The organism is Rhodococcus sp. FW305-130, from assembly GCF_058788335.1.
Window position 1 is genome coordinate 105584 of sequence record NZ_JBYTAP010000010.1, and the last position, 20588, is coordinate 126171.

The 20588-nt window shown below is 62.5% G+C and carries 20 protein-coding genes and 1 pseudogene; 10 read left to right on the top strand and 11 right to left on the bottom strand.

Features of this window, described 5'->3' with window-relative positions; all coding sequences use genetic code 11:
* The first annotated feature begins 111 nt into the window (after nucleotides 1-111).
* The 7 genes from AC3WQS_RS27305 to AC3WQS_RS27335 all read left to right on the top strand — a co-directional run bounded on the left by AC3WQS_RS27305 (nucleotide 112) and on the right by AC3WQS_RS27335 (nucleotide 7551).
* Nucleotides 112-1593: a tyrosine-protein phosphatase gene (locus AC3WQS_RS27305; RefSeq protein ID WP_492712926.1), complete on the top strand. Its 1482-nt coding sequence runs from the start codon at nucleotides 112-114 to the stop codon at nucleotides 1591-1593.
* A 39-nt stretch (nucleotides 1594-1632) separates the two neighbouring features.
* A complete protein-coding gene (locus AC3WQS_RS27310) occupies nucleotides 1633-2676 on the top strand; it encodes an ABC transporter substrate-binding protein (protein WP_214500107.1) in 1044 nt (347 codons plus the stop codon).
* Nucleotides 2660-4324 carry an ABC transporter permease gene (locus AC3WQS_RS27315; protein ID WP_153212126.1) on the top strand — a complete coding sequence of 555 codons (1665 nt, stop codon included), beginning with the start codon at nucleotides 2660-2662 and terminating at the stop codon, nucleotides 4322-4324. Before AC3WQS_RS27310 ends, AC3WQS_RS27315 begins: the two co-directional genes overlap by 17 nt.
* Nucleotides 4325-4365: 41 nt before the next feature.
* On the top strand, nucleotides 4366-5475 hold the full coding sequence (locus AC3WQS_RS27320; protein ID WP_492712925.1) for an ABC transporter ATP-binding protein: 1110 nt from the start codon (nucleotides 4366-4368) through the stop codon (nucleotides 5473-5475).
* The gene (locus AC3WQS_RS27325; protein ID WP_194273601.1) at nucleotides 5472-6080 is read left to right on the top strand and encodes a histidine phosphatase family protein; all 609 of its coding nucleotides are present in this window, start codon (nucleotides 5472-5474) and stop codon (nucleotides 6078-6080) included. Before AC3WQS_RS27320 ends, AC3WQS_RS27325 begins: the two co-directional genes overlap by 4 nt.
* A gap of 101 nt (nucleotides 6081-6181) precedes the next feature.
* Nucleotides 6182-6589 (top strand): BlaI/MecI/CopY family transcriptional regulator, encoded by a 408-nt coding sequence (locus tag AC3WQS_RS27330; RefSeq protein WP_153212123.1) that lies wholly within the window; start codon nucleotides 6182-6184, stop codon nucleotides 6587-6589.
* Nucleotides 6586-7551, top strand: coding sequence for a M56 family metallopeptidase (locus tag AC3WQS_RS27335; RefSeq protein WP_153212122.1), 966 nt, complete (start codon nucleotides 6586-6588; stop codon nucleotides 7549-7551). Before AC3WQS_RS27330 ends, AC3WQS_RS27335 begins: the two co-directional genes overlap by 4 nt.
* On the opposite strand, the gene AC3WQS_RS27340 is transcribed toward AC3WQS_RS27335, so the two are convergent.
* Nucleotides 7535-8023: a hypothetical protein gene (locus AC3WQS_RS27340; protein ID WP_228118038.1), complete on the bottom strand. Its 489-nt coding sequence runs from the start codon at nucleotides 8021-8023 to the stop codon at nucleotides 7535-7537. The two genes, AC3WQS_RS27335 and AC3WQS_RS27340, sit on opposite strands and share 17 nt — an antisense overlap.
* Nucleotides 8024-8141: 118 nt before the next feature.
* Between AC3WQS_RS27340 and AC3WQS_RS27345 the strand changes: the two genes are divergently transcribed.
* The 3 genes from AC3WQS_RS27345 to AC3WQS_RS27355 all read left to right on the top strand — a co-directional run bounded on the left by AC3WQS_RS27345 (nucleotide 8142) and on the right by AC3WQS_RS27355 (nucleotide 10825).
* Nucleotides 8142-8846 carry a DsbA family protein gene (locus AC3WQS_RS27345; protein ID WP_070797354.1) on the top strand — a complete coding sequence of 235 codons (705 nt, stop codon included), beginning with the start codon at nucleotides 8142-8144 and terminating at the stop codon, nucleotides 8844-8846.
* Nucleotides 8847-8852: 6 nt separating this feature from the next.
* The gene (locus AC3WQS_RS27350; RefSeq protein ID WP_153212121.1) at nucleotides 8853-9713 is read left to right on the top strand and encodes a cytochrome c biogenesis CcdA family protein; all 861 of its coding nucleotides are present in this window, start codon (nucleotides 8853-8855) and stop codon (nucleotides 9711-9713) included.
* A gap of 680 nt (nucleotides 9714-10393) precedes the next feature.
* On the top strand, nucleotides 10394-10825 hold the full coding sequence (locus AC3WQS_RS27355) for a hypothetical protein (RefSeq protein ID WP_492712924.1): 432 nt from the start codon (nucleotides 10394-10396) through the stop codon (nucleotides 10823-10825).
* A 185-nt stretch (nucleotides 10826-11010) separates the two neighbouring features.
* Here AC3WQS_RS27355 and AC3WQS_RS27360 read toward each other — a convergent pair whose 3' ends face one another.
* From AC3WQS_RS27360 to AC3WQS_RS27405, 10 genes and pseudogenes are all read right to left on the bottom strand, one after another.
* A complete protein-coding gene (locus tag AC3WQS_RS27360; protein WP_070797356.1) occupies nucleotides 11011-11523 on the bottom strand; it encodes a VanZ family protein in 513 nt (170 codons plus the stop codon).
* Between the two features lie 395 nt (nucleotides 11524-11918).
* Complete coding sequence (locus AC3WQS_RS27365) at nucleotides 11919-12239, bottom strand: DUF202 domain-containing protein (RefSeq protein ID WP_078377552.1); 321 nt, start codon at nucleotides 12237-12239, stop codon at nucleotides 11919-11921.
* A 1-nt stretch (nucleotide 12240) separates the two neighbouring features.
* A complete protein-coding gene (locus AC3WQS_RS27370; protein ID WP_070797357.1) occupies nucleotides 12241-12594 on the bottom strand; it encodes a YidH family protein in 354 nt (117 codons plus the stop codon).
* Entirely contained in the window at nucleotides 12594-13592 is a 999-nt protein-coding gene (locus AC3WQS_RS27375) for a LysR family transcriptional regulator (protein WP_070797401.1), read from the bottom strand. Before AC3WQS_RS27375 ends, AC3WQS_RS27370 begins: the two co-directional genes overlap by 1 nt.
* A 101-nt stretch (nucleotides 13593-13693) precedes the next feature.
* Nucleotides 13694-14887 carry an acyl-CoA dehydrogenase family protein gene (locus AC3WQS_RS27380; protein ID WP_492712923.1) on the bottom strand — a complete coding sequence of 398 codons (1194 nt, stop codon included), beginning with the start codon at nucleotides 14885-14887 and terminating at the stop codon, nucleotides 13694-13696.
* The gene (locus AC3WQS_RS27385) at nucleotides 14884-16104 is read right to left on the bottom strand and encodes a CaiB/BaiF CoA transferase family protein (RefSeq protein WP_070797359.1); all 1221 of its coding nucleotides are present in this window, start codon (nucleotides 16102-16104) and stop codon (nucleotides 14884-14886) included. Before AC3WQS_RS27385 ends, AC3WQS_RS27380 begins: the two co-directional genes overlap by 4 nt.
* The gene (locus AC3WQS_RS27390) at nucleotides 16101-17456 is read right to left on the bottom strand and encodes an MFS transporter (RefSeq protein ID WP_153212118.1); all 1356 of its coding nucleotides are present in this window, start codon (nucleotides 17454-17456) and stop codon (nucleotides 16101-16103) included. The genes AC3WQS_RS27385 and AC3WQS_RS27390 overlap by 4 nt, the downstream gene beginning before the upstream one ends.
* Before the next feature lie 382 nt (nucleotides 17457-17838).
* A pseudogene (locus AC3WQS_RS27395) lies at nucleotides 17839-18991 on the bottom strand (thiolase family protein).
* 39 nt (nucleotides 18992-19030) lie between these two features.
* Nucleotides 19031-19813, bottom strand: a complete 783-nt coding sequence (locus tag AC3WQS_RS27400) for a crotonase/enoyl-CoA hydratase family protein (protein WP_070797362.1) — start codon at nucleotides 19811-19813, stop codon at nucleotides 19031-19033.
* Nucleotides 19810-20574, bottom strand: a complete 765-nt coding sequence (locus AC3WQS_RS27405; RefSeq protein WP_492712922.1) for an SDR family NAD(P)-dependent oxidoreductase — start codon at nucleotides 20572-20574, stop codon at nucleotides 19810-19812. Before AC3WQS_RS27405 ends, AC3WQS_RS27400 begins: the two co-directional genes overlap by 4 nt.
* Between the last annotated feature and the right edge of the window lie 14 nt (nucleotides 20575-20588).

Below are 20588 nucleotides of genomic sequence, written 5' to 3' on the forward strand. Positions count from 1 at the left end.
GCAATCCGTTTCCTCCGGTTCACCCGTTCATTCAGCCTCCCGAAGCAGGCTTCCCTCTGCGTGAAACTTCGTTCCATGACAGATGGAACGCTGAATGCCGAAGGGTAGATTGTGAACTCCATTCATGTTCCGGGCGCGTACAACGTGCGTGATGCAGGGGCTGCAGCGTCGGCGCCGGGCGTCGTCTATCGAGCAGCCACACTGGAGGGTCTCGAGGCTGCAGGCGTCGAGACCCTACGCAACCGCGGAATCGGCACGGTTGTAGACCTGCGTGATCCCTCCGAACGCCCCCTTGGGGTCGATACTACGTCGTTTCCCTGGAATACCAGGTGGGAGCCAATCTTCGATCCCGCAGTTGGACCGCCGCAGCACGGCGAAATCACGGAGCTCTATCGAACCGTGATCGACGATCGCGCAGTGCAATTGGTCGGAGCGCTCCACGCAATCACGTACGCGCCGGGCCCGGTTCTTGTCCATTGTTCGGCAGGCAAGGACCGAACCGGACTCGTCATCGCGCTCGCGCTGGCCGCTGTAGACGCTCCCGATGTCGAGATCCTTCGCGACTACGAGGTTTCCGGCACGTCGGTGCGCCCACAGCGCGAACACATCGCACTCCGAACTCTCGATGGCGTGACACTTACCGATGCCGAGCGCGCCACGTCCATCGAACTGCACCTGGATTCACCCCGAGAGGCGTTGGCACAGACGCTGTCCCACATCAGGAACCGCCACGGATCCGTTCGGGACTACCTGCACCGGCACGGATTCACCGAGGCTGACCTCGCCGCCTTACGCCGGAAACTGTCCCACTTCGACGAGCTCACGGTGCTGCACATCAGTGACGTACACGCCACCGCCGATCATGCGCTGTACGGCAGGATCGACGGGGTCGAGCGGCTCCACAGAGTCGTCGACTATCTTGAGAACTCCACGCTGGCTGTCGACGCCGTCGTGGTCACCGGCGACTTGGCGCAGCACGGTGAAGCGAGTACCTATCCGGTTCTGGCCGAGGCTATTTCGGACATGCAGGATCGCTTGAACTGCCAAGTTCTCACGGTTCCTGGCAATCATGATGATCTGCGACATTTCGCCGAGCACTTCCGTGAGCGCCACGTGATCCATGTGGGTGGCCACCGACTCGTCGGTTTGGATTCGAGTTCCGGCAGCTTGACCGATCACGAATTATCCTGGCTCGAAACCGTTCTGACCGAATCCGCCCCGTTTCCCACGATCGTGGCACTGCACCATCCGCCGGTACCTTCGGTCGCCGAAACCTTGCGCGGCCGCGAACTCGCCAATCCCCAGGATCTGGCTGCCGTGATTGCCGGTAGCGGCGTGTCGGTCATCCTCGCGGGCCATTTTCATCATCCGATGAGCGGGGCTCTTGCCGGGGTTCCGGTCTGGGTGGGCGGATCGCTCGCCTACCTCCAAGACGCGGGGGCAGATTCGGCCAGCGTGATCGGGCTCGATGCGCCGTCCGTCTCGATCGTACGGGTGGGACGCAGCGGCGTCACCTGCATTCCGATTTCGTTGTTCACCCCTGAAGTGCTGTTCCACACCGCGTCGACGGTCACCGTCGGCGCGATGAACTGATCTTCCCCCACTCATTTCATTCCCAGGAGCGAAACCCGCATGAACACACACCGTATCGCCCCATCCCGCCGACTGCTCGCCTGCGTCGCTGTCGGTGTTGCTGTGATCGGCACCGCCGCCTGCTCCGAGCCCGCCGCCGAAACCGGCTCCGGTACCGAATCATCCTCCGCAGATCAGACGTTGACGGTGTACACCTCGGAGCCTCAGGCAAAGATCGACGCACTCGTTGCATCGTTCACCGCCGACAATCCCGGAATCGACGTCAAGGTGTACCGAGCCGGTACCGGTGACCTCAATGCCCGCATCGCATCCGAACGCGCTACTGGCAAAGTTGGCGCGGACGTGCTGCTCGCCGCCGATGCCCCGACCTTCGAAGGCTACAAAGCCGATGACCTCCTATTGAAATACACACCCACCGACGTCTCCGCCCTCGATCCGAACGTCGTTGATCCCGACGGGTACTACGTCGGCACTCGCATCATCCCGACCGTCATCGCCTACAATACGACCTCGGTGTCGGCACCGCCCACGTCGTGGAAAGAGCTTGCAGATCCGAAGTTCTCGGGACAGATCACCTTGCCGAATCCCGATGTCTCCGGTGCCGCTGCCTTCAATACCGCGGTCTGGATGAGCACCGACGGCCTCGGCGAATCTTGGCTCGAAGACCTGGCAGCAAATGCGCCTATCGTCGCCGAGAGCAACGGTCCGGTTAGTCAGTCGGTGGCTTCGGGAACACAGCCGATCGGTATCGTCGTCGACTACCTCGTCCGCGAGCTTGCAGAGAAGGGCTCACCCATCGCGCTGACGTACCCCACCGACGGTGTGCCGTACGTCTCGGAACCGGCCGGGATCTTCAAGGACTCAGCTCAGACCGAGGCGGCGAAGAAGTTCGTCGACTTCCTGGTCAGCAAGAAGGGGCAGGAACTCGCCGTGGCCCAGCAGTACCTCCCCGTGCGCGCCGACGTCGGCACCCCCGAAGGTGCACCGGCGCTCAGCGAACTGGATCTGCTCACACCGGATCTGAAGCAAATCACCGCAATCCAGGCCGAGGCCGTGCAGAAGTTCAATGAGCTCGTCAAGTAGCCTCTCCTCCTCCGTCGCTCGGACTCTGCCCGGGCGACGGCTCGACTCGGTCACTGCAATACGAGTTGCCGTGTGGCTGCTCGTCCTCGCACTGATCGCCACCCCGCTGGTAGCGGTGGTCTCACTCGGCTTCGGTGGCAATCACATTCAGGAGATGATCGACGGCGGTATCGTCGTGGCCACCCGCAACAGCATCATCTCCGCGGGCCTGTCCGCGGCGTTCGCGGTCCTGATCGCCACCGGAATGGCATTGCTCGTCGACCGTACCGACCTGCCCGGCCGCAGCGTGCTGAGACTGATCCTGCTCAGCCCCTTGCTGGTTCCCCCGTTTGTTGGGGCCATCGCGTGGACCGGACTGCTCGGCCCGAGCGGGATGATCAACAAGTACTGGGCAGACCATTTCGGTGGTCCGCTGTGGAACATCTATGGCGGCGACGGAGTTGTCTTCCTGCTCACCGTGCATTCGTACCCGATGGCCTACCTCATCATCGGGGCCGCGTTGCGCAAGGTCCCGGGCGATCTGGAGCAAGCCGCTCGCGCGTCCGGCGCATCACCGTGGCGTGCGCTGCGCAGCGTCACCCTCCCCCTACTCCGGCCGGCGCTACTGGCCTCGTTCACCCTGACCGCGGTCTCCAACCTCGCCGACTTCGGAATCCCGGCCATCGTCGGATTGCCCGAGCGCTACGTCACCTTGTCGACCATGGTCTACCGCTTCATCCAATCCGGCACCGTGGCCGCACCTCTCGAACTCGTGTCCACCATCGGAATCGGATTGCTGGTGCTTGCGGCGCTGGCCGTATTCGTCGACCGCATACTCTCGCGGAGCAGCTGGCAACTGGACGGGCCGGTGACCGCCTCGCAGCCACTGCCGTTGGGCCGAAACAGGTTTCCCGCCGCAATTCTCGCCTGGACCGTGGGTCTCGCGCTGACCATGCTGCCCGTCCTGGCACTCGCCGCATCAGCGTTGCTCCCTGCCCCTGGTGTACCACTGACCTGGAACAATCTGACGCTCGACAGTGTCATTGCCGCCGTCAGCGCACCGGGAACCCTGGTGGGCGTGCAGAACTCGCTCGCGCTCGCGGTCGGTGCGGGTGTGATCTGCACCGTGGTGGGATTGGCGATCGGTGTCCTGACCACGCGCACCCGCTCGCGAAGCAACGCCGCTCTCGACCTGATCGCCATGTTGCCGCAGGCGGTCCCCGGACTGGTGATCGCCGTCGGCTGGTTGATCGTTGGAAGATACACCGGCCTGTTCAATACCCGATGGCTGATCCTCTGCGCGTATGTCATGGCATTTCTCGCGATAGTGGTACAGGCGGTGCGCGCACCACTGTCGTCGACACCGACCGCACTCGAGGAGGCAGCACGCTCCTCGGGCGCTTCCCGATGGCGCTCGCTGTACGACGTGTCGTGGAAGATGACCGCCCCTGCCGCTCTGACAGGCGGCGTCCTGGTAGCCCTGACCGCCGTCCGAGAACTGACGATCTCGGTACTGCTGGTGGCCCCGGGTACCCAGACACTCGGAGTGTCGATCTTCAGCCTGCAACAGGCCGGCGACTACAACGCCGCAGCTGCGCTTTCCCTCATCGTGGCTCTGGTGGGAATGGCCGGACTAGGTCTCGTCGCCTCCCGCCGCGCTCGCTCCTGAATCACCACAACAGCCTTCAACCCGACCGGAGAATCCACACTATGTCCGCAATTTCGTTGTCCGGAGTCGACCTACGTTATCCCGACGGCACACTGGGCCTCGCGCAGATCTGCCTCGACATCGAGGACGGCGAATTCGTTGCCTTAGTGGGCCCTTCGGGATCCGGCAAGACCACCCTGTTACGTACCATTGCGGGCTTCCTGAATCCGACCGCCGGAACGGTCAGCCTCGGCGCCGACGTGGTGGCCGGCGGCCGTCGAAGCGCTCCGCCGGAAGACCGGGAGCTCGGCATGGTGTTCCAGCAGCACGCCATCTGGCCGCACCGCACGGTCGGACGCAACGTCTCCTATCCGCTGGAGATGGCCGGGATTTCACGGGCTCAGCGAGCCGCACGAGTATCCGAGGTCCTGACGATGGTGGGGCTTGCCGGGTTCGAAAGACGCAATCCCGCGACATTGTCCGGCGGTCAGCGCCAACGGGTTGCACTGGCTCGCGCCCTCGCCTCGTCGCCCCGGGCCCTGCTGCTCGACGAGGCGCTGTCGGCGCTGGACGAGCCGCTACGGGACCGGCTGAGGCTCGAACTGCGCACACTGACTCGGGCCGCTAACTTGACCGTGGTGCATGTGACGCACGACCGGGCCGAAGCTCTTGCCCTCGCCGATCGTGTCGTGATCCTCGATGGAGGCCGTATCAAGCAGATCGGCAGCCCGGAAGAGGTGGTGACCCAACCCGCGTCTGCCTTCGTGGCGCACTTTCTTTCGGATGCGAATCTGATTGAGGGCATCGTCGAGGACGGGCGATTCCGTTCGATCGGCCACCAGCTTTGCGTCGGTACCGATCGAGTACACGGCGCGCGTAACGGTTTCGGAACCATCGCCGTGTTGCCGACCGACATCGAACTGATTTCACCCGTTGACGGCGCGCACACCGACGAGCACGGCATCGTGATGTCCTCGCTCTTCGGGCGCGATTCCAGCGACGTCGTCGTGACCTCTCAGGGGATGGACTTCAGATGTTCGGTGCGTGGTCCGCGCCCCTCCGTCGGCGATCGTGTCGGGCTGAGAATCCGTCGAGCCCTTTTCTACCCGGATGCCGACACCGACGACGAGGCGACCGCCTCCGTCCTGTCAGCAGTTTCGGCCCACCGGTGAGCCTGTCAGGGACGATTCTCGCACTGATCCGGCATGGGCAGACGGAATGGAATCGCCAGGGACGGCTTCAGGGGTCCTCTGACGTACCGCTCAACGACATCGGCCGTCGCCAAGTCCGCGCGAGCGCACGGGCCCTCGCGACGCAAGACTGGTCGGCTGTGGTCACCTCGCCGCTGATCCGGGCACGGCAAAGTGCGGCGATCATCGCTGGCGAACTGTCGATGGGAACGCCGGCTGTATTCGCAGGTTTGCGTGAGCGCACGTACGGAGAGGCAGAGGGACTCACCCGAGAGGACGCGGCCCGACGATGGACCGCAGGAGACTATCCAGGACAGGAAGATCTGACCGATCTAGGGAAGCGCGGCATCGCGGCACTCGACGCCGTTGCGCACCACCACCCTGGAACCGCCATTGTTGTCGTGACACACGGGGCCCTGATCCGCGCAGTTCTGACGGGCCTACATTCCGAACCTGTACCGCGCATCGCCAACGGTGCTGTCAGCACAGTGGAACTGACAGCGGGGGCCTGGCGTGTACACAGCGTCAATGTCGCTCACCGCGCAGGAGGCGGACCGGTGGCGTTGTCCGCGAGCAGTACTGAATAGATCTTCGAATACCCCGGCGACGCGTCGACTGCAAAGCTCACACTCAGAGGAGTCAGCAACTCGCGGCCGATCTATCCCGGATAACATGGATTCGATAAGGAATGCGAGACGGAAAATGGTGCCAAGCTGTGATCGGATTGGGTGAACTCGAGACAGCGGTCATGCAAGTGATGTGGGAAACGGACTCGGCACTGCGAGTCCGAGACGTGATGGACCTACTCACGCATACTCGTCCACTCGCCTACACCACTGTGATGACGGTTCTGGACAACCTGCATTCCAAGCAGATGGTTACCCGCGAACTGGACGGGCGTGCATACCGGTACCGCGCCACGCGGTCCCGGGAGGAGCAGGCCGTAGAATTACTCCGCGAAGTACTCCGCTCCAGCGGAAATGCCGAACAGGTCATGCTGCACTTCGCAACGTCGGCCAGTGCCGAAGAATCCAAGATTCTTCGGCGTGCGGCGCGCAGAACGGCGCCAAACAAGCCGATAGACCCGGCGTCGTGATTTTCGCTGCCAGCCTGTGCGTGGCGGCTCTGGTCATCGGCGTTGCCGCACCCCGTTATCTCCGCCCCTTGTTGTCTCCCAAACTCAACCCGAGCCTCGCGCTTTCAGCGTGGACGATTTCACTGATCCTGTTTGTTCTCACGCTGGCGGCGGCTCCGATCGCGCTGATCACCCGGCCGGGACAGTACATACCGCGCCTGAATTCGCTCGTGCTGACCTGCGCCGAATCACTCCACAATGATGAACTGCCGTGGACATCCTTCGCTGAATTGACGCTTGTCTCAGCGACAATCGCGCTCGCACTCCGGATCGGATTCGTCGGATCAGTGTTGGTGTCACGTCATCGGCAGCAGACCGCACAACACCTGGCGATGCTGAAAATGTTGTGTAACAGGCAGTCCAGCGAGGAAGTGCCTCAGACGATATGGCTCGAGAGCCCGCACCCGGCGGCATACAGTATCACCGCCGGTCGCGGTGTCGTTGTTGCGACGGAGGGGTTGTCTGCCCTCACGCCGCAACAACAGCGGGCGGTACTCGCTCATGAGCGTGCACATTTGCGGGGCAAGCATCATCAATTGGTCTTGTTTGCCGAGATCTTAGGTGCAGCACTACCTTTCGTGCCGTTGTGCCGCCAAGCTCCCGCATGGTTTCGTGTTCTGACGGAATTGACAGCAGATCACTGCGCCGCCCGCGAATTCGGGCCCGATGCGGTTCGATCTGCACTGGTTCGAGCCGCCGACTGGGATAGAGGTAGTCGGAACGACCCACCGAGCAAGGCATTCCGGCCTTCGACAGCACTGTCGGATCGCATTCATTGGCTCGACACCATGCCGGATCGAGGGCACGTTTCGTCCGCTGCCAGCTATCCCGTGGGGGCGATGCTGTCAGCCTTGCCGGGACTTCTGGTCATCGGAGCGGGGTTCAGTTCGTTCGCTCTGTATTGCCTTACCCGACTACAGTGATGTTTCCCGCACATCTGATGGCAGAGCAATCGCGTCGACGCCACCGATAAGCTACTGCCATCGTGAGCAGGGCAAGCGATACTACGGCGAGTATCGGCTGAATCGGCGCCCAGACCCCAAGTGCCCCAGAGACTCCGAGGATCGCGATAACGAGCTTGTTGCATACCGGGCACCCGACAGCGAACACAGCCAACATGACCCCCGCGTACGTCTTGGTCGAACGCTCCTCACCGCGAGGTGGCGACTGGATGCCGAACCACAAAGCAGTAAGCAGCACCGTCGCACCGAAGACGGGGTACTCCCACCACCGAACGGGAATCTCCCTGCTGAAGAGAGTTGTGTCGAGGATATCGGTGGGCACACCGACGATCAGTGCCGTCACCGCTCCCCCTGCAACGCCGCGCAGCCAATGAGGCCCCTTACGGATCTTTCGTTCGGAACTGACGTTCTCAGTGGAATCTGGGTCGGGCATGGCATCCTCTCCGTCTGACTGGCGCAGCCCCCGACTACTAAGTAGCTTAGTAGTCATAGCTACTATCGATGATAGTAGTTGAGCATTCGCGCAAACCAGTCGGGTCGAGAGGTCGTCAGTGGAAGCAACACGCAAAAAGGCTGGGAGACGAGAGCTTTGGCTGATCGGAATCTTGACGCTGGTGGCAGTCGTGCTCGGCGCAACCCTCCTGATCGGCAACAAGGATGAAACATCAGACGCCGCGACACAGCCAACTGCCGCCGAGATGGGACCGGCAGGCGATCACTCACGCCGCATCAGCGGCGACCCACTGGCCATCGGCTCCGTGGACGCCCCAGTGGTGTTGGTGGAGTATTCCGACTATCGATGTCCTTTTTGTGCAAAGTTCAGCCGTGACACGGAGCCTGCACTGATCGAGAAGTACGTCAACTCCGGGATATTGCGAATCGAATGGCGCGATTTGCCGATCTTCGGCGAACAATCGACCTCGGCAGCACGTGCCGGTCGCGCGGCCGCCGCCCAGGGCAAGTTCTGGGAGTACAACGCAGCCTTGTATTCCCAGGCACCTGACCGAGGGCACCCCGACCTCACGATTGCAGCGCTGAACGACATCGCCGCAAAGGCCGGCGTGCCTGACCTCGAGCGATTCGAAGCCGATGCCGCAAGTTCGAAGTTTGACGAATCCATTTCGCAAGACATGTACGAAGCCCGGATGACCGGTCTTTCGAGCACTCCCTCGTTTATTGTGAACGGGACTCCCGTCCTCGGCGCGCAGCCACTGAAGATCTTCGAGCGAGTCATCGATCGGGCTGCAGGACTCTAGCGCCCTATGACGAACATCGGATTGGTCGGAGCCTTCTTCGGAGGCTTACTCTCACTAGTGAGCCCCTGCTCAGCGTTGTTGCTACCGTCGTTCTTCGCCTATGCGTTCGACGGCATCGGACGCCTCGCGCTGAGAACGGCCCTCTTTTATGCCGGACTGGCTACAGTTCTCATGCCACTCGGTGCCGGACTCGGGATGATGGGGTCCATTCTGGTCGAGCACCGGATCCTCATAGCTCTGATCAGTGGCATCGTTTTGATCCTTCTCGGAGTTCTGACGGTTTTGGGGAAGGGCTTCGCATTTGCCCCAGCTCAACGCGCGGCGCAATCGATCACGCTCTCGGGATCGGTGTCGGTCTTTGCGCTCGGTGGGGTATACGGGTTCGCGGGATTCTGTTCGGGCCCCCTACTTGGCAGTGTTCTTACTGTCGCAGTCTCTGGCGGCTCAGCAGGATACGGCGCAATACTGATGGCGCTGTACGCCTTCGGAATGGCGGTGCCCCTGTTCGTACTTGCCCTCTTGTGGGACCGTTTTGATCTCAGTCGGCGAAGTTGGCTTCGAGGGCGGGCCATAAAGCTCGGTCCGCTGACCACACATACAACCTCGCTGGTTTCAGGCGTTTTGTTCATTGCCATCGGCATGATCTTCCTGCTCACCGACGGTACTGCGAATCTCGGCGCACTGATGGGTGTCGACGAGCAGTTCTCGCTTCAGATCACCATGGGAAATGTGGCAGAAAAGATCTCCGATATCGGCGTTCTCTTGGCGTTGGTGCTCGTGGCCCTCATAGTGCTGACTGTTCGTCTTTTCCGACGTGCTCGGGTCGATGCCCGTGAAATCGAATCAGATCGGATGCGTGACTTCTAGTCGGAGTTCTAACCACAAGACAAGCACACCGCGGCGCACGCAGAAAACCGTGGGAGACCACCGTCATGGGAGAATTCCAAACCGTTGACACCGAATATGTCCTGCCTGCCCCTCTGATCGTGATGCACATACCACGTCTAGGAAGATGATGGCCACTCCCCAACTCCCCCACCATTGGGGCACCCATCGCGGCCACATTGGTGCCCCTGCCTTCGGCAGATTGCCCGGCCGAACAACCGTCCTCGCGAGGCTATCCGAGGACGCTCACGGGTGACTTCCTCCTCCACGCAGTCCGTCACGCCTCCTCGCGCTTGCCGCCAACGAAATTTCCCCTACGGCAGCCTCACCCGGCGGATTTCGCGCACAAGGACACTCTCGAAGCAAATGCCCGGCACCCCTGACCCAACATCACGACGGGGCAGACGCGCCCGCTGCGGTGCCGCCAGTCCATGAGACGCCGTGCATACATTGACACTCGTGTTCCCCTCAGACAAGCAGTTCGAGCCGCCTTGGAGTGGTCTCGAAACCACGCCGTAATTCACGTGGGCACCGCCGAGATTGTCGACGAAAATCGGTGGATCCGGGAGCTAGCTCTCCCGATAACTTCCCCGTGTTCTCAATCCCGCTTCCATGGATCACCACGCGGAGCCGTCATCGGTTGCGGCCTCAATGTGCAGGAAGTGCTTCAGGTCGAAACCAATCCCCATGTTGGTTCCATCGTCGTCGTGCAGGCTCACGCACCTCTAGAACACGATTCAGATACCCCCAGCCATGCGGTATGGATCTCGGCCTTCGACGTCGAGCATCTAGGGGGCGATGCGATAGCGCACTTGCCCGAGGCATCAACGTCCGTGAAGGCGGCCGTTGCACGAATTTCCGGTGGACCGGGCGGTCAGGGTGAAATCGACCAAATGGTGCCCTACCGCTCAATACAAGTGTTAACGGGCCTGCTCGAGCAAGGCATCGCATTTACACCCGATGGAATCATGGTGGAAGCCCTTCGGAACGGATGGAATGTAGAACGCGCCGAAGCCTTACGGAGGATTGCAGCTGAACTCAGCACAAACGCTCCGCGCCCCACACCGGCCACGCCGGACTCTTCTGGGCAGTAACCCAGCGAGAAGATCGCGCCCTGTCGGCGCTGCCTGACCATTCCGACTTAACCAAGAGAGATCGAAGATTGTTGCGTGAGAACACAAGTAAAACTCTGACGACATCTGGCGCATTCCCTGAGAATATTGCTGGGCAACGCACTTCGCCGTCGAGGATAGATCCACACGGCGCTGGAAATCACCCGCTACGCGCGCGCCTTACGGCGTGACTGGTGCGACTTCCGGCGAGTATATCCAGCCAGGCAAAGTGCGAGAGATGCCAGCAGTGCACCTACCCCGCTCCCGATCGTGTTCGAAAGCCAATCCGTTGTGTCGCAGGACCGACCGAGCCAGACAACGAGCCCCTGCGACGTCTCGATTGTCGCAGAGACAGCCGATCCAGCAGCGAACGCGATGAGCGGACGACCTATCGCAACGCCGAGGAACATAACGGAGACAGCGAAAAGCGCAACATTGGCAATGAGTTCTACGCGGCCCCACGTAGGGAGCATCCACTGCACCTCACATCCGATTCGAGCGGACCGACCGTTTGGCGCGAGCGTGAGCGCTGCCACGAAGAGCCATGAAACAATCGTCAATGTAATGGCCTTCCGCCGATGATCGACTAACCAACGACCAACCAACGGACCCACCACAAGTGCGAGAACGAGCAGGATCGGGGCAAGCCAGCGATACTCGATCAGAATGGTGGCGATCACCTGATACCTCGCGAAATCGACAATGAGGAGGTCCAGGCCATCAAATCAATTCTCGGATCGAAGTATTCGGGCACGCTTCGACACACTACCATCACCCGACGCTAGCAAAGTTTTGAGCCATCGATTCGAAATGATTTACACAACAATAGATTTCGCGTCTCACCAATACCGGCGCCGAGAGCGGATACCGCCGGCGCCGAACGCTACAGGCTCCGAATCCGGCACGCTCGAACCACATCTCATGCCCTGTCATCTGTTCCGTCATACGAGCCTGAGCCCTTTTGTAGGACGGTCACCGGAAGCCGGAAGTAGGTCGACTCATTCGTCCACAGTTCGTAGGCCGACCCTCGGGGAGACGATTCCGTCGCAGCCACAAACGATCAGCGAGATATCCTTCACCACAACGCAATCCACAGTCCGGTGCAGCCCAGAATTACAACACTCATTACTAGGAGGGTTCCGGTGACAATGGCCGGTGTTGCGGCTTCTGCGGCGAATCGTGCCACCCGGAGGGTCCGTGAGCGATGCTCATGCACCGTCGCCCCGACGACAAGCGCGCCGGCCATCGCCGGACCGATCAGCGCTATGGAGCTGCTGGGCGGAAGCCAACGCAGGCATGCCGCTGCCAGCCCGAGTATCGACAAGCTTGTTCGTACGAAGGACAGCGAGGTGCGTTCAGGCTGGAGGCCCCCGCCAGATGAGTGAGACGTACTCATTTCAGGAGTTCATCACTTCAACAGACAAGACAATCGCGCAGATGACCAATATCACGGCGACAACCGGTGCCATCACCGGTACCGGCAGAGCACGACCCGCACGCAATGCTCGCTCGGCGCTGATCCAATGCACGAACGCGAGGACAGCGATCACACCGCCGGCAACGAGGAGCAGAGCGGCCAGAGCGACACGGACCGCAGGAGCAAGCAGGTCGCCACCGAATGCCTCCAGCCCGAGACCTGACGCGACGAGCGCCGTGGCTGTCCGAATCCAGGCCAGATAGGTACGTTCGTTGGCAAGTGTGAAGCGCGGGTCGGGATCCTCTCCGGAGCGGAACCGCGTCCAATTCGGCATCAATCGACAGGCCCTTTCGGCTTGGCGTGGTTTCTCGAGTCCAGTTCGTGGTCCGCAGTCAAGGCAGCGTCGAGCAGAGCCGCCCCGGCGGCGTGAAGTTCGGTGATCCGTGCGTTACGCCGAGCCAGGTCAGAATGACTCTGTACGACGAAGCTGCGGGCCGCCGGGTTCAAGGCTCCGGGGCGGTGCACGATTCCGAAGGGCGTCCGGATTGCGGGGCTGGTTTCAACGACGACCGCACCGAGTCGGTATGCGGCGGTTGCCATCCGTAAGGGAAGAAAGGCGCTGGCGGCGCCATTGAGAACCAGGGTCATCTGCGCGTGGCGATTCGGCACCTGCGCTCGGATCACGGGAACTACCGATTCTCGCCGTAGTATCGAGGTGACGATGTCGTTCTCTCGGCGCGCCGAATTGCTCACCGCCAGTGGAACGTCGCGGAGACGAGTCAGCTCGAAAGTCCCGGCGGCATCGACGGCGGTGCCCGGCGGCATCACGAGTAGTAGCCGTTGGACGCCCAGCTCCACCCGCTCGAGGTTCTCCGTTGGGACTGGGAAGGTCGTGAATCCGAGTTCGCAGTGTCCGGCCAGTACCTCGTCACACAGTTCCCGGGCAGAGGGGAACTCCGATAGGTCGATTCGTATGTCGGGGTACAATCGGGTGAACGACGCGCTCCATGCGGCGACCGCTTCGCTGGACATCTCCGGCATCGTTCCGATCGTGATGGACCCTACCTGTACGTCACGGGTCCCCCGCATGATGTCTTGCGCAGCAACCACGTCAGCAAGCACTCTACGAGCGGGCTCCACCAGCAGTTGGCCCGCCGGATTGAGAACGAGATTTCGCCCGGTTCGGTGGAACAGGGACAGTTTCAGTTCACGTTCGAGCTGACGGATGCCCTGTGAGAGGGTCGCTTGGGCGACGTGGAGATTCTGAGCCGCTCGATTGACGCCACCGTTCTCGACGATGGCCAGAAAATACTCGAGTTGTCGCAGGTCCATGAGTACCATCTTCCCTCTCGCCTCGGACGGGGGCCGTGTAGTAGTGACACTGTGCGGGTCCCGTCCGAGGCTGTCCCGACAACCAATTCCGCCTGCCCGGGTCAGACGCGATAGGAGTCGGGCAGTTTGCCGTCGACGCTGACCTGTCTGATCATGGCTTTTGCGATGTTCCGCTCGTGGATCGGAGAGGACCCCTCGTAGATGCGCAGCGCACGAACGTCACGCCACATCCGGGGGACGGGATGCGGGCCGACGATGCCCTCACCTCCCAGTAGCTGAACACAACGGTCGGCGACCCGGCTCGCCATCTCGGAGCTGTACAACTTTGCAGAAGCAATGCGGTGGCGTGGGATGTCGCCCTCGTCGAAGGTTCGCGCGCTCTCCACTGTCAGTGCTCGCCCTGCCTCGAGATCGGCGAAGCTAGCTCCGAGTGTCGCCTGAACTGCACCGAGATCTGATAGCGGAGCACCGAACTGTCTGCGACCGTTGACATGTGAAGTCGTCTCTTCCAACATTCGTGTCGCTTGACCGACACAAGTCGCGGCGACATGCAGACGCGCGTGGTTGATACCGCGCAGTGCCATCGTCAGCCCCGAACCTTCGGTGCCTCCGAGAAGGTTCGCCGAGGGCACCTCGACACTGTCGAAGTAGATCTCGCCGACCGGCCCCTCGGCATGTCCGTTCATGATCGTGGGCAGGACCGTGCGCACGCCGGGAGAGTGTGCGTCCACGATGAGGGCAGACACTCCGGCGGCGCCGTGTTCGGTTTCGTCGGTACGGGCGAAGACGATGAACGCGTCCGCCCACGCGGCGTTGGTGATGTAGCGCTTGCTGCCGTTGATTACGTACACATCGCCCTTGCGTACGGCGGTGGTGCGAAGATGGGCTGCGTCGGATCCGGCAGCGTCTTCTGTGAGTGCGAATGCCGTGACCAACTCTCCTGCGGCCATCGCGGGAAGCATCCGTCGGCGCTGTTCCTCGGTGCCGTGATCGAGGATGGTCTGTGAGCACAAGCCGATCACGGTCGAGAAGCGGGACCGGTACACGCACGATGCGCGTGTGAATTCGAAGGTGAGTTGCACCTGTTGTTCCATGGTCCATTCGAGTCCGCCGTAGGCGCGGGGGAGGGAGATGCCGAACAGGCCGAGTGCTGCCATCCGGTCGAGGATGCGGGCGGGCACCTCTCCTGCCGCGACCATCTCGTTCTCGGATGGGACGAGTTCGTTGTCGGTGAAGTCGGCAATTGTCTTCAGGTAGGTGGGGAAATCGTAGTCGAGGACCTCTGGGTCGATCACGGAAGAACCTTTCGCAATGGTTGTCGGTTGGGTGCGGAGTCTCTGATGACTCCGCGGTCGAGTAATCCGGCTACGTCGTCTTCCGTGTAGCCGAGTTCGTGCAGAACGGCTGAGGTGTGCTGGCCGGTGTTCGGGGCGGCGACGGAGGTGGTGCGGCGACCGCCGTCGAGGGTGAATGCCAGCCCGGGACTGGTGAAGGACGTACCGTCGGTTCCGGCGACGTCGACGAGCACCCCGGAAGCGGCCACATCTTTGTCTTCTGCGATGTCGGCGAGGGATCGAATTGCGCCGCAGACGATCTGGGCGGAAAGCAACCGCTCGACGGCTTGATCACGCGTCATCGTGCCGAACGCCTCGGAGAGGGCTGCCAGTAGTTCGCGCCGGTGCGCGACGCGCGCCGGGTTGTCGACGAACCGCGGATCGTCGATCATGTCAGGTCGATCGATGAGATGGCATAGGGCCGACCACTTTTCGTCAGTGTAGGCCGAAAGCACGATCTTTCCGTCGGTCAGGGTGATGACATCAGCGGCCGGTGCAGCGTGCGCCTGGCCGTTGCCCTTGCGCCGCGGGGCTTGCCCGGTGAGGGTGTACTCCCCCCAATTCGCCGCTTGCATCGACAGTGTCGCCTCCATCAGCGAGGTTTGGACATGTGCGCCTCGTCCAGTCGAGGTTCGTTGGTACAGCGCGGCGAGGATGCCGGTCGCGAGTGCGTTGGCCGCGGTGACGTCGGCGACTGGCAGTCCCAGCCGTTGCGGGTCGCCGTCGGCTTCCCCCGTCACGTGCATGAGTCCGAACTCGGCTTGTGCTGCGATGTCCAGTCCCGGACGGTTGCTGGAGGGCCCGTTGACTCCGAACCCGGTCACGCTTCCGTGTACGAGTCGGGGGTAGCGCCGCCTCAGTTCGTCTGCGCCGATTCCCAGGCGTTCGGCGGAGCCGTTGCGGAAGTTCTGGACCAGCACATCGGCTTCGGCTAGCAACTGGTGAAGAATCGTCCGGGCGCCTTCTTGGTTGAGATCGACGGCAATGCTGCGTTTGTCCCGGTTGTAGGCCTGCACCATCGCTTGACCGAACGTACCGATGCTGCGTGCTTGGTCGCCTCGCACGCTTTCTACTTTCAAGACGTCCGCGCCGAGATCTGCGAGGGTCTGGCATGCGCTGGGGCCGGCGATGTATTGACCGAGGTCGAGGACTCGGATTCCGGTCAGGGGTCCATTCATGATGCACACCTTGACCCTCGTGCAGCGTATTCGGCGGTCAGCTTCTCGAGTCTGGCCTTGGATTTCTCCGGATTGAGCATCAGGGCGCCGACGACACCGAGGACGCACACCACGAGGCCGACGAGCATGAAACCGGTCGAGTAGCCTTGCGCGACAGTGGGTGCGTGTTCGACGATCAACCCGAGAGCGTACGGCGCAACGATGCCCGCGACGCTGTAGGCGGCGATGATGCAGCCGAAGAACGCCACCCGCTGTCGGGCGGGCAGGAAGTCGGATGCTCCGGCAAAGGCGACGGAGAATGCGACACTGTTGACCGCAAAAGCGGCAATCACGAAAACCAATTGCGCCGGACCTGCCGGAAGCTGGGTGAAGATCATCATCGAGGTGCCCCCGACCAGCAGGTAGGCGCCGGTGAGGTAGCCGCGCGCGACCCGTGAGCTGTATCCCTTGCGGAGCAGTCGGCCCGACAGCATTCCTGCCGAGAGTAGAACCGCGACCGCGACGATGTATGGCAGCGTCACCAGCATGCCGACGGTGCTCGCCGAGTACCCGAGCCCCTCGTTCATGTACGCGGGCAGCCATGCCACCTTGAGCGAGGAGATGAGGTAGCCGGCGAAGGAGAGGAGAACCAGCCCCCAGAAACTCTGCAACGTGAGCAGTCGGCGGAAGGGAACCATGATCGCGCCGTTGGGGTCTTCGATCTTCGCAGCGCCTACCGCTGCAATGTCGCTTCGTTTGAAGGGCAGCTTTTCGGTGTACCAGAACCATCCGATCACCCACATCACCCCCAGGGCGATGAGGACCATGAAGGCTGCGTGCCACGACCAGGTCAGGATCACCCAGGTCAACACTGGTGCGGCTACCAGCGGGCCCACCGAGGAGCCGGCGTTGACCACTGCCCCGGCCGTCGCTCTCCTCTCGGGCGAGAAACGGTCGGCGACGATCGACTGACACAGTGCATGTGCGGGACCTTCGAAGAAGCCCAACGCAATTCGGCATGCAAGGAGTACACCGAAGGAGGTCGGCACAGTCAGCGGCAGCATGCTGACGATCCAGGTGATCATCAGCAAGCCGGCCCCCCAGGTGTACGAGATCTTGCGGAGCACCGCGGTGAGGGTGACTGCGCCGACGGCGAACAGCCAAAAGAAGGCACTGCTGAGCAAACCGTACTGCCCCGCGGTCAGGCCGAGGTCCGCACGGATCTGCTGGCTTCCCAACCCGATTGCCGCTTTGTCGGCAAAGTTCAGTGTAAAAAACAGGAACAGCAACACAACGATGCCCCAGGCACGCCGGTTGGCTTGGCGCTGAGGTCGTACTCCGACGTCGCCGGGCTGGGTTTCGGTCGTCACCATGACTATCCTCCGGAAAATGTAAGCGCTCATTCAGTGGCGCAATATCTGTGACTGCGACCACAAAGCGGTACTCACATCACATCCAAGTCCCAGTGCGGGATCAACCGGCAATATGCGGCTGGACCATACGGTTCTGCCTATATCCAGAGCTCAAGCCGTGCAGTGCAGTCCTCCGGCATCCAAAACCGACCGCAACGTCTGACGCGATCAGACCCGCACTCACTCTCGACGATCCGGTCCCGAACGTGATTCATCGCAGCTCATTTCCGGTTGCAAGCGACCCCGACCCCGACCTAGGTCGGGGCGTGCTGGAGGCTGTCGATTAGAGCCGGAATGGGTGTGGCCACCGCCGGCTCGAGAACCCTACCTGTCAGGTTGTTGGTCACAGTCGTTCAAAGATGGTGGCGTTCGCCATTCCCCCGGCTTCGCACATGGTCTGCAGCCCGTATCGAATACCTTCGTCCTGCATGTGATGCAGCAAGGTGGTGGCGAGTCGAGCACCGGATCCGCCCAACGGATGCCCGAGAGCGATCGCTCCGCCGTTGGGGTTCACCAGCTCTGGCGCCGCCCCGGTCTCGGCAAGCCACGCTCCGACCACGCTGGCAAAAGCTTCATTGACCCAGAAGGCGCCGACGTCGTCCATGCGCAGTCCTGCCATCTGCAGTATCTTCGCGGTCGCGGGGATCGGTCCCGCCAGCATGGGGACGGGGTCGTCGCCGACTGCTGTGGCCGTGTGGACTCGTGCAAGTGGCGCAAGTCCGAGTTGGCCCGCTCTTTCGCCGGTCATGATCAGCAGTGCGGCTGCGCCGTCCGAGATCTGTGACGCATTGCCTGCGGTGACCACTCCGTCTTCGGCGAATGCGGCCTTGAGCTGGCCGAGGGATTCCACGGTGCCGCTCCACCGGACTCCCTCGTCGACGGAGAACACGGCTCCGCCCGGCAGTGTAACGGGGGCGATCTGTTTGACGAATCGCCCCGCGTCTATTGCTGCGGCGGCCCGCGAGTGCGATTGCAGGCTGTATTCGTCCAACGTACGCCGCGAAAGGTTGTACTCGTCGGCAAGGATCTCGGCACCGCGACCCTGGTTGAATTCGACGCCCGGATAACGTTGGGCCACAGCAGGTCCGAAGGGCAAGCCCGGTCCGTGTCGTTTCGCCGACCCCATGGGAACACGACTCATCGACTCCACCCCGCCGGCCACTGCCACTTCGCAGTGGCCGGCGATCACCGAGGCGACCGCAAAGTGCAGCGCTTGCTGGCTGGAGCCGCACTGTCGGTCGATGGTGGTGCCGGGCACCGATTCCGGCCAACCAGCGGCCAGCACGGCGTTGCGCGCGATGTTCGCCGACTGCTCCCCCCACTTGGCCGACGCAGCCCCACATCACATCGTCGACGAGGCCGGCGTCGATGCCCGTTCGGTCGACGAGTGCCCGCAGCACGGTCGCCGACAGGTCGACGGGATGAACGTCTTCGAGTGTGCCGTTGCGCCGTCCGATCGGTGTCCTGACGGCGTCGACAATCACTGCCTCACGCATTGTGTATTCCTTTGTTCAACAGAAGTGTTTCAGGGTGTTTCAGATTCCGGACCACAGTGGTGCGCGGCGCTGAGTGAAGGCTGCTGCCCCCTCCCGTGCATCGGCGGAGCCGAACACCGGCTCTGCTATCGCACGGGTCCTGGCGAACAATTCCTGTGCCGGCCATCCCGGTGACTCCACCACGACGCGTTTGCTGGCGGTAACGGCGAGCGGCCCGTTGGCCGCGATCTGTTCGGCCAATGCCAGCGCTGCGGCAGTGGCGTCACCGGGTGCGACGAGGCGATTCACCAGACCGAAACGGTGCGCAGCCTCCGCTGAGAGTTCGCCGCCGGTAAGCGCCACTTCGAGTGCGATCGCCCGAGGCAACGCGCGGGGCAATCGAAATAGGCCGCCTCCGGCAGCGACCAGACCGCGGGTGACCTCAGGGAGACCGAACCGTGCCGCGGTCGATGCCACCACCAAGTCTGCTGCGAGCACGATCTCGAAGCCGCCGGCCAACGCTGGACCGTCCACCGCGGCGATCAACGGTTTGGCCGGCGGGGATTCGACCAGACCGGCGAACCCTCGTCCGGCAACGACCGGCCGTTCCCCCCGCAGGAAGGCGTTAAGATCCATTCCCGCGCAGAAACAGTCGCCGGCACCGGTCAGCACTGCAGCCGACAGGCCGCTGTCCCAGTCCAACACATCCATCGCCGCGGACAACTGCTCGGCGACGGCGAGGTTGATCGCGTTGCGGAGGCGGGGGCGGTTGATGGTGACGATCAGGACGCGGCCGACCCGTTCGGTGAGGATCACTTGTTCGGTGTCGCCGGTCAGGGTCATCGGGGCGCCATCCGCAGGGCACCGTCGAGGCGGATGCTCTCCCCGTTGAGCATCCCGTTTTCGATGATGTGAGCAGCGAGGGCTCCGTACTCGGCAGGGTCACCGAGCCGGCGAGGGTGCGGCACGGTCGCGGCGAGCGATTCGCGGACATCGTCACGAAGGCCGGCGAGCAGCGGTGTGTCGAAGGTGCCGGGGGCGATGGTGCACACCCGAATACCGACGCTTGCGAGGTCGCGTGCCGCGGGCAACGTCATCCCCACCACGGCCGCTTTGGCGCTGGCGTAGTTGACCTGACCTATCTGGCCTTCGAATGCCGCTACTGACGCGGTCAGGACGCAGACACCGCGATCGCCGTCGAGTGGTTCGTTGGTCGCCATCCGTTCCGCGGCCAAGCGCAGCACGTTGAAGGATCCGATCACGTTCAGCCGCACGACGGTTTCGAACGGGTCGGGATCTGCCGCTGCACCGTCCCTGTTGAGTACTCGCATCGGTTTTCCGCGCCCTGCACAGTGCACGACGGCCCGGATTGGTCCGCGATCAGCAGCCGAATCGAATGCTGCAGTCAGGGATTCAGAGTCGGTGATGTCGACGGCCTCGAACGATGCCGCTTCACCCAAGCCGGCTGCCACGGCGGCTCCGTTGGAGCTCGGAAGATCGACGAGGGTGACCGTCACCCCCTCCTTGAGGAGCCGTTCCGCCGCCGCCCGGCCCAGTCCGGACGCCCCGCCGGTCACCACCGCGTTGATACCTTCGATACGCACGTTCTTCGTCCTTC

Excerpts from the sequence above, each read along its gene's own strand:
- AC3WQS_RS27310 (WP_214500107.1), top strand. The coding sequence starts at position 1,633 with ATGAACACACACCGTATCGCCCCATCCCGCCGACTGCTCGCCTGCGTC.
- AC3WQS_RS27315 (WP_153212126.1), top strand. The coding sequence starts at position 2,660 with ATGAGCTCGTCAAGTAGCCTCTCCTCCTCCGTCGCTCGGACTCTGCCC.
- AC3WQS_RS27320 (WP_492712925.1), top strand. The coding sequence starts at position 4,366 with ATGTCCGCAATTTCGTTGTCCGGAGTCGACCTACGTTATCCCGACGGC.
- AC3WQS_RS27330 (WP_153212123.1), top strand. The coding sequence starts at position 6,182 with ATGCGAGACGGAAAATGGTGCCAAGCTGTGATCGGATTGGGTGAACTC.
- AC3WQS_RS27340 (WP_228118038.1), bottom strand. The coding sequence starts at position 8,023 with ATGCCCGACCCAGATTCCACTGAGAACGTCAGTTCCGAACGAAAGATC.
- AC3WQS_RS27350 (WP_153212121.1), top strand. The coding sequence starts at position 8,853 with ATGACGAACATCGGATTGGTCGGAGCCTTCTTCGGAGGCTTACTCTCA.
- AC3WQS_RS27365 (WP_078377552.1), bottom strand. The coding sequence starts at position 12,239 with ATGAGTACGTCTCACTCATCTGGCGGGGGCCTCCAGCCTGAACGCACC.
- AC3WQS_RS27370 (WP_070797357.1), bottom strand. The coding sequence starts at position 12,594 with ATGCCGAATTGGACGCGGTTCCGCTCCGGAGAGGATCCCGACCCGCGC.
- AC3WQS_RS27375 (WP_070797401.1), bottom strand. The coding sequence starts at position 13,592 with ATGGACCTGCGACAACTCGAGTATTTTCTGGCCATCGTCGAGAACGGT.
- AC3WQS_RS27385 (WP_070797359.1), bottom strand. The coding sequence starts at position 16,104 with ATGAATGGACCCCTGACCGGAATCCGAGTCCTCGACCTCGGTCAATAC.
- AC3WQS_RS27390 (WP_153212118.1), bottom strand. The coding sequence starts at position 17,456 with ATGGTGACGACCGAAACCCAGCCCGGCGACGTCGGAGTACGACCTCAG.
- AC3WQS_RS27400 (WP_070797362.1), bottom strand. The coding sequence starts at position 19,813 with ATGACCCTGACCGGCGACACCGAACAAGTGATCCTCACCGAACGGGTC.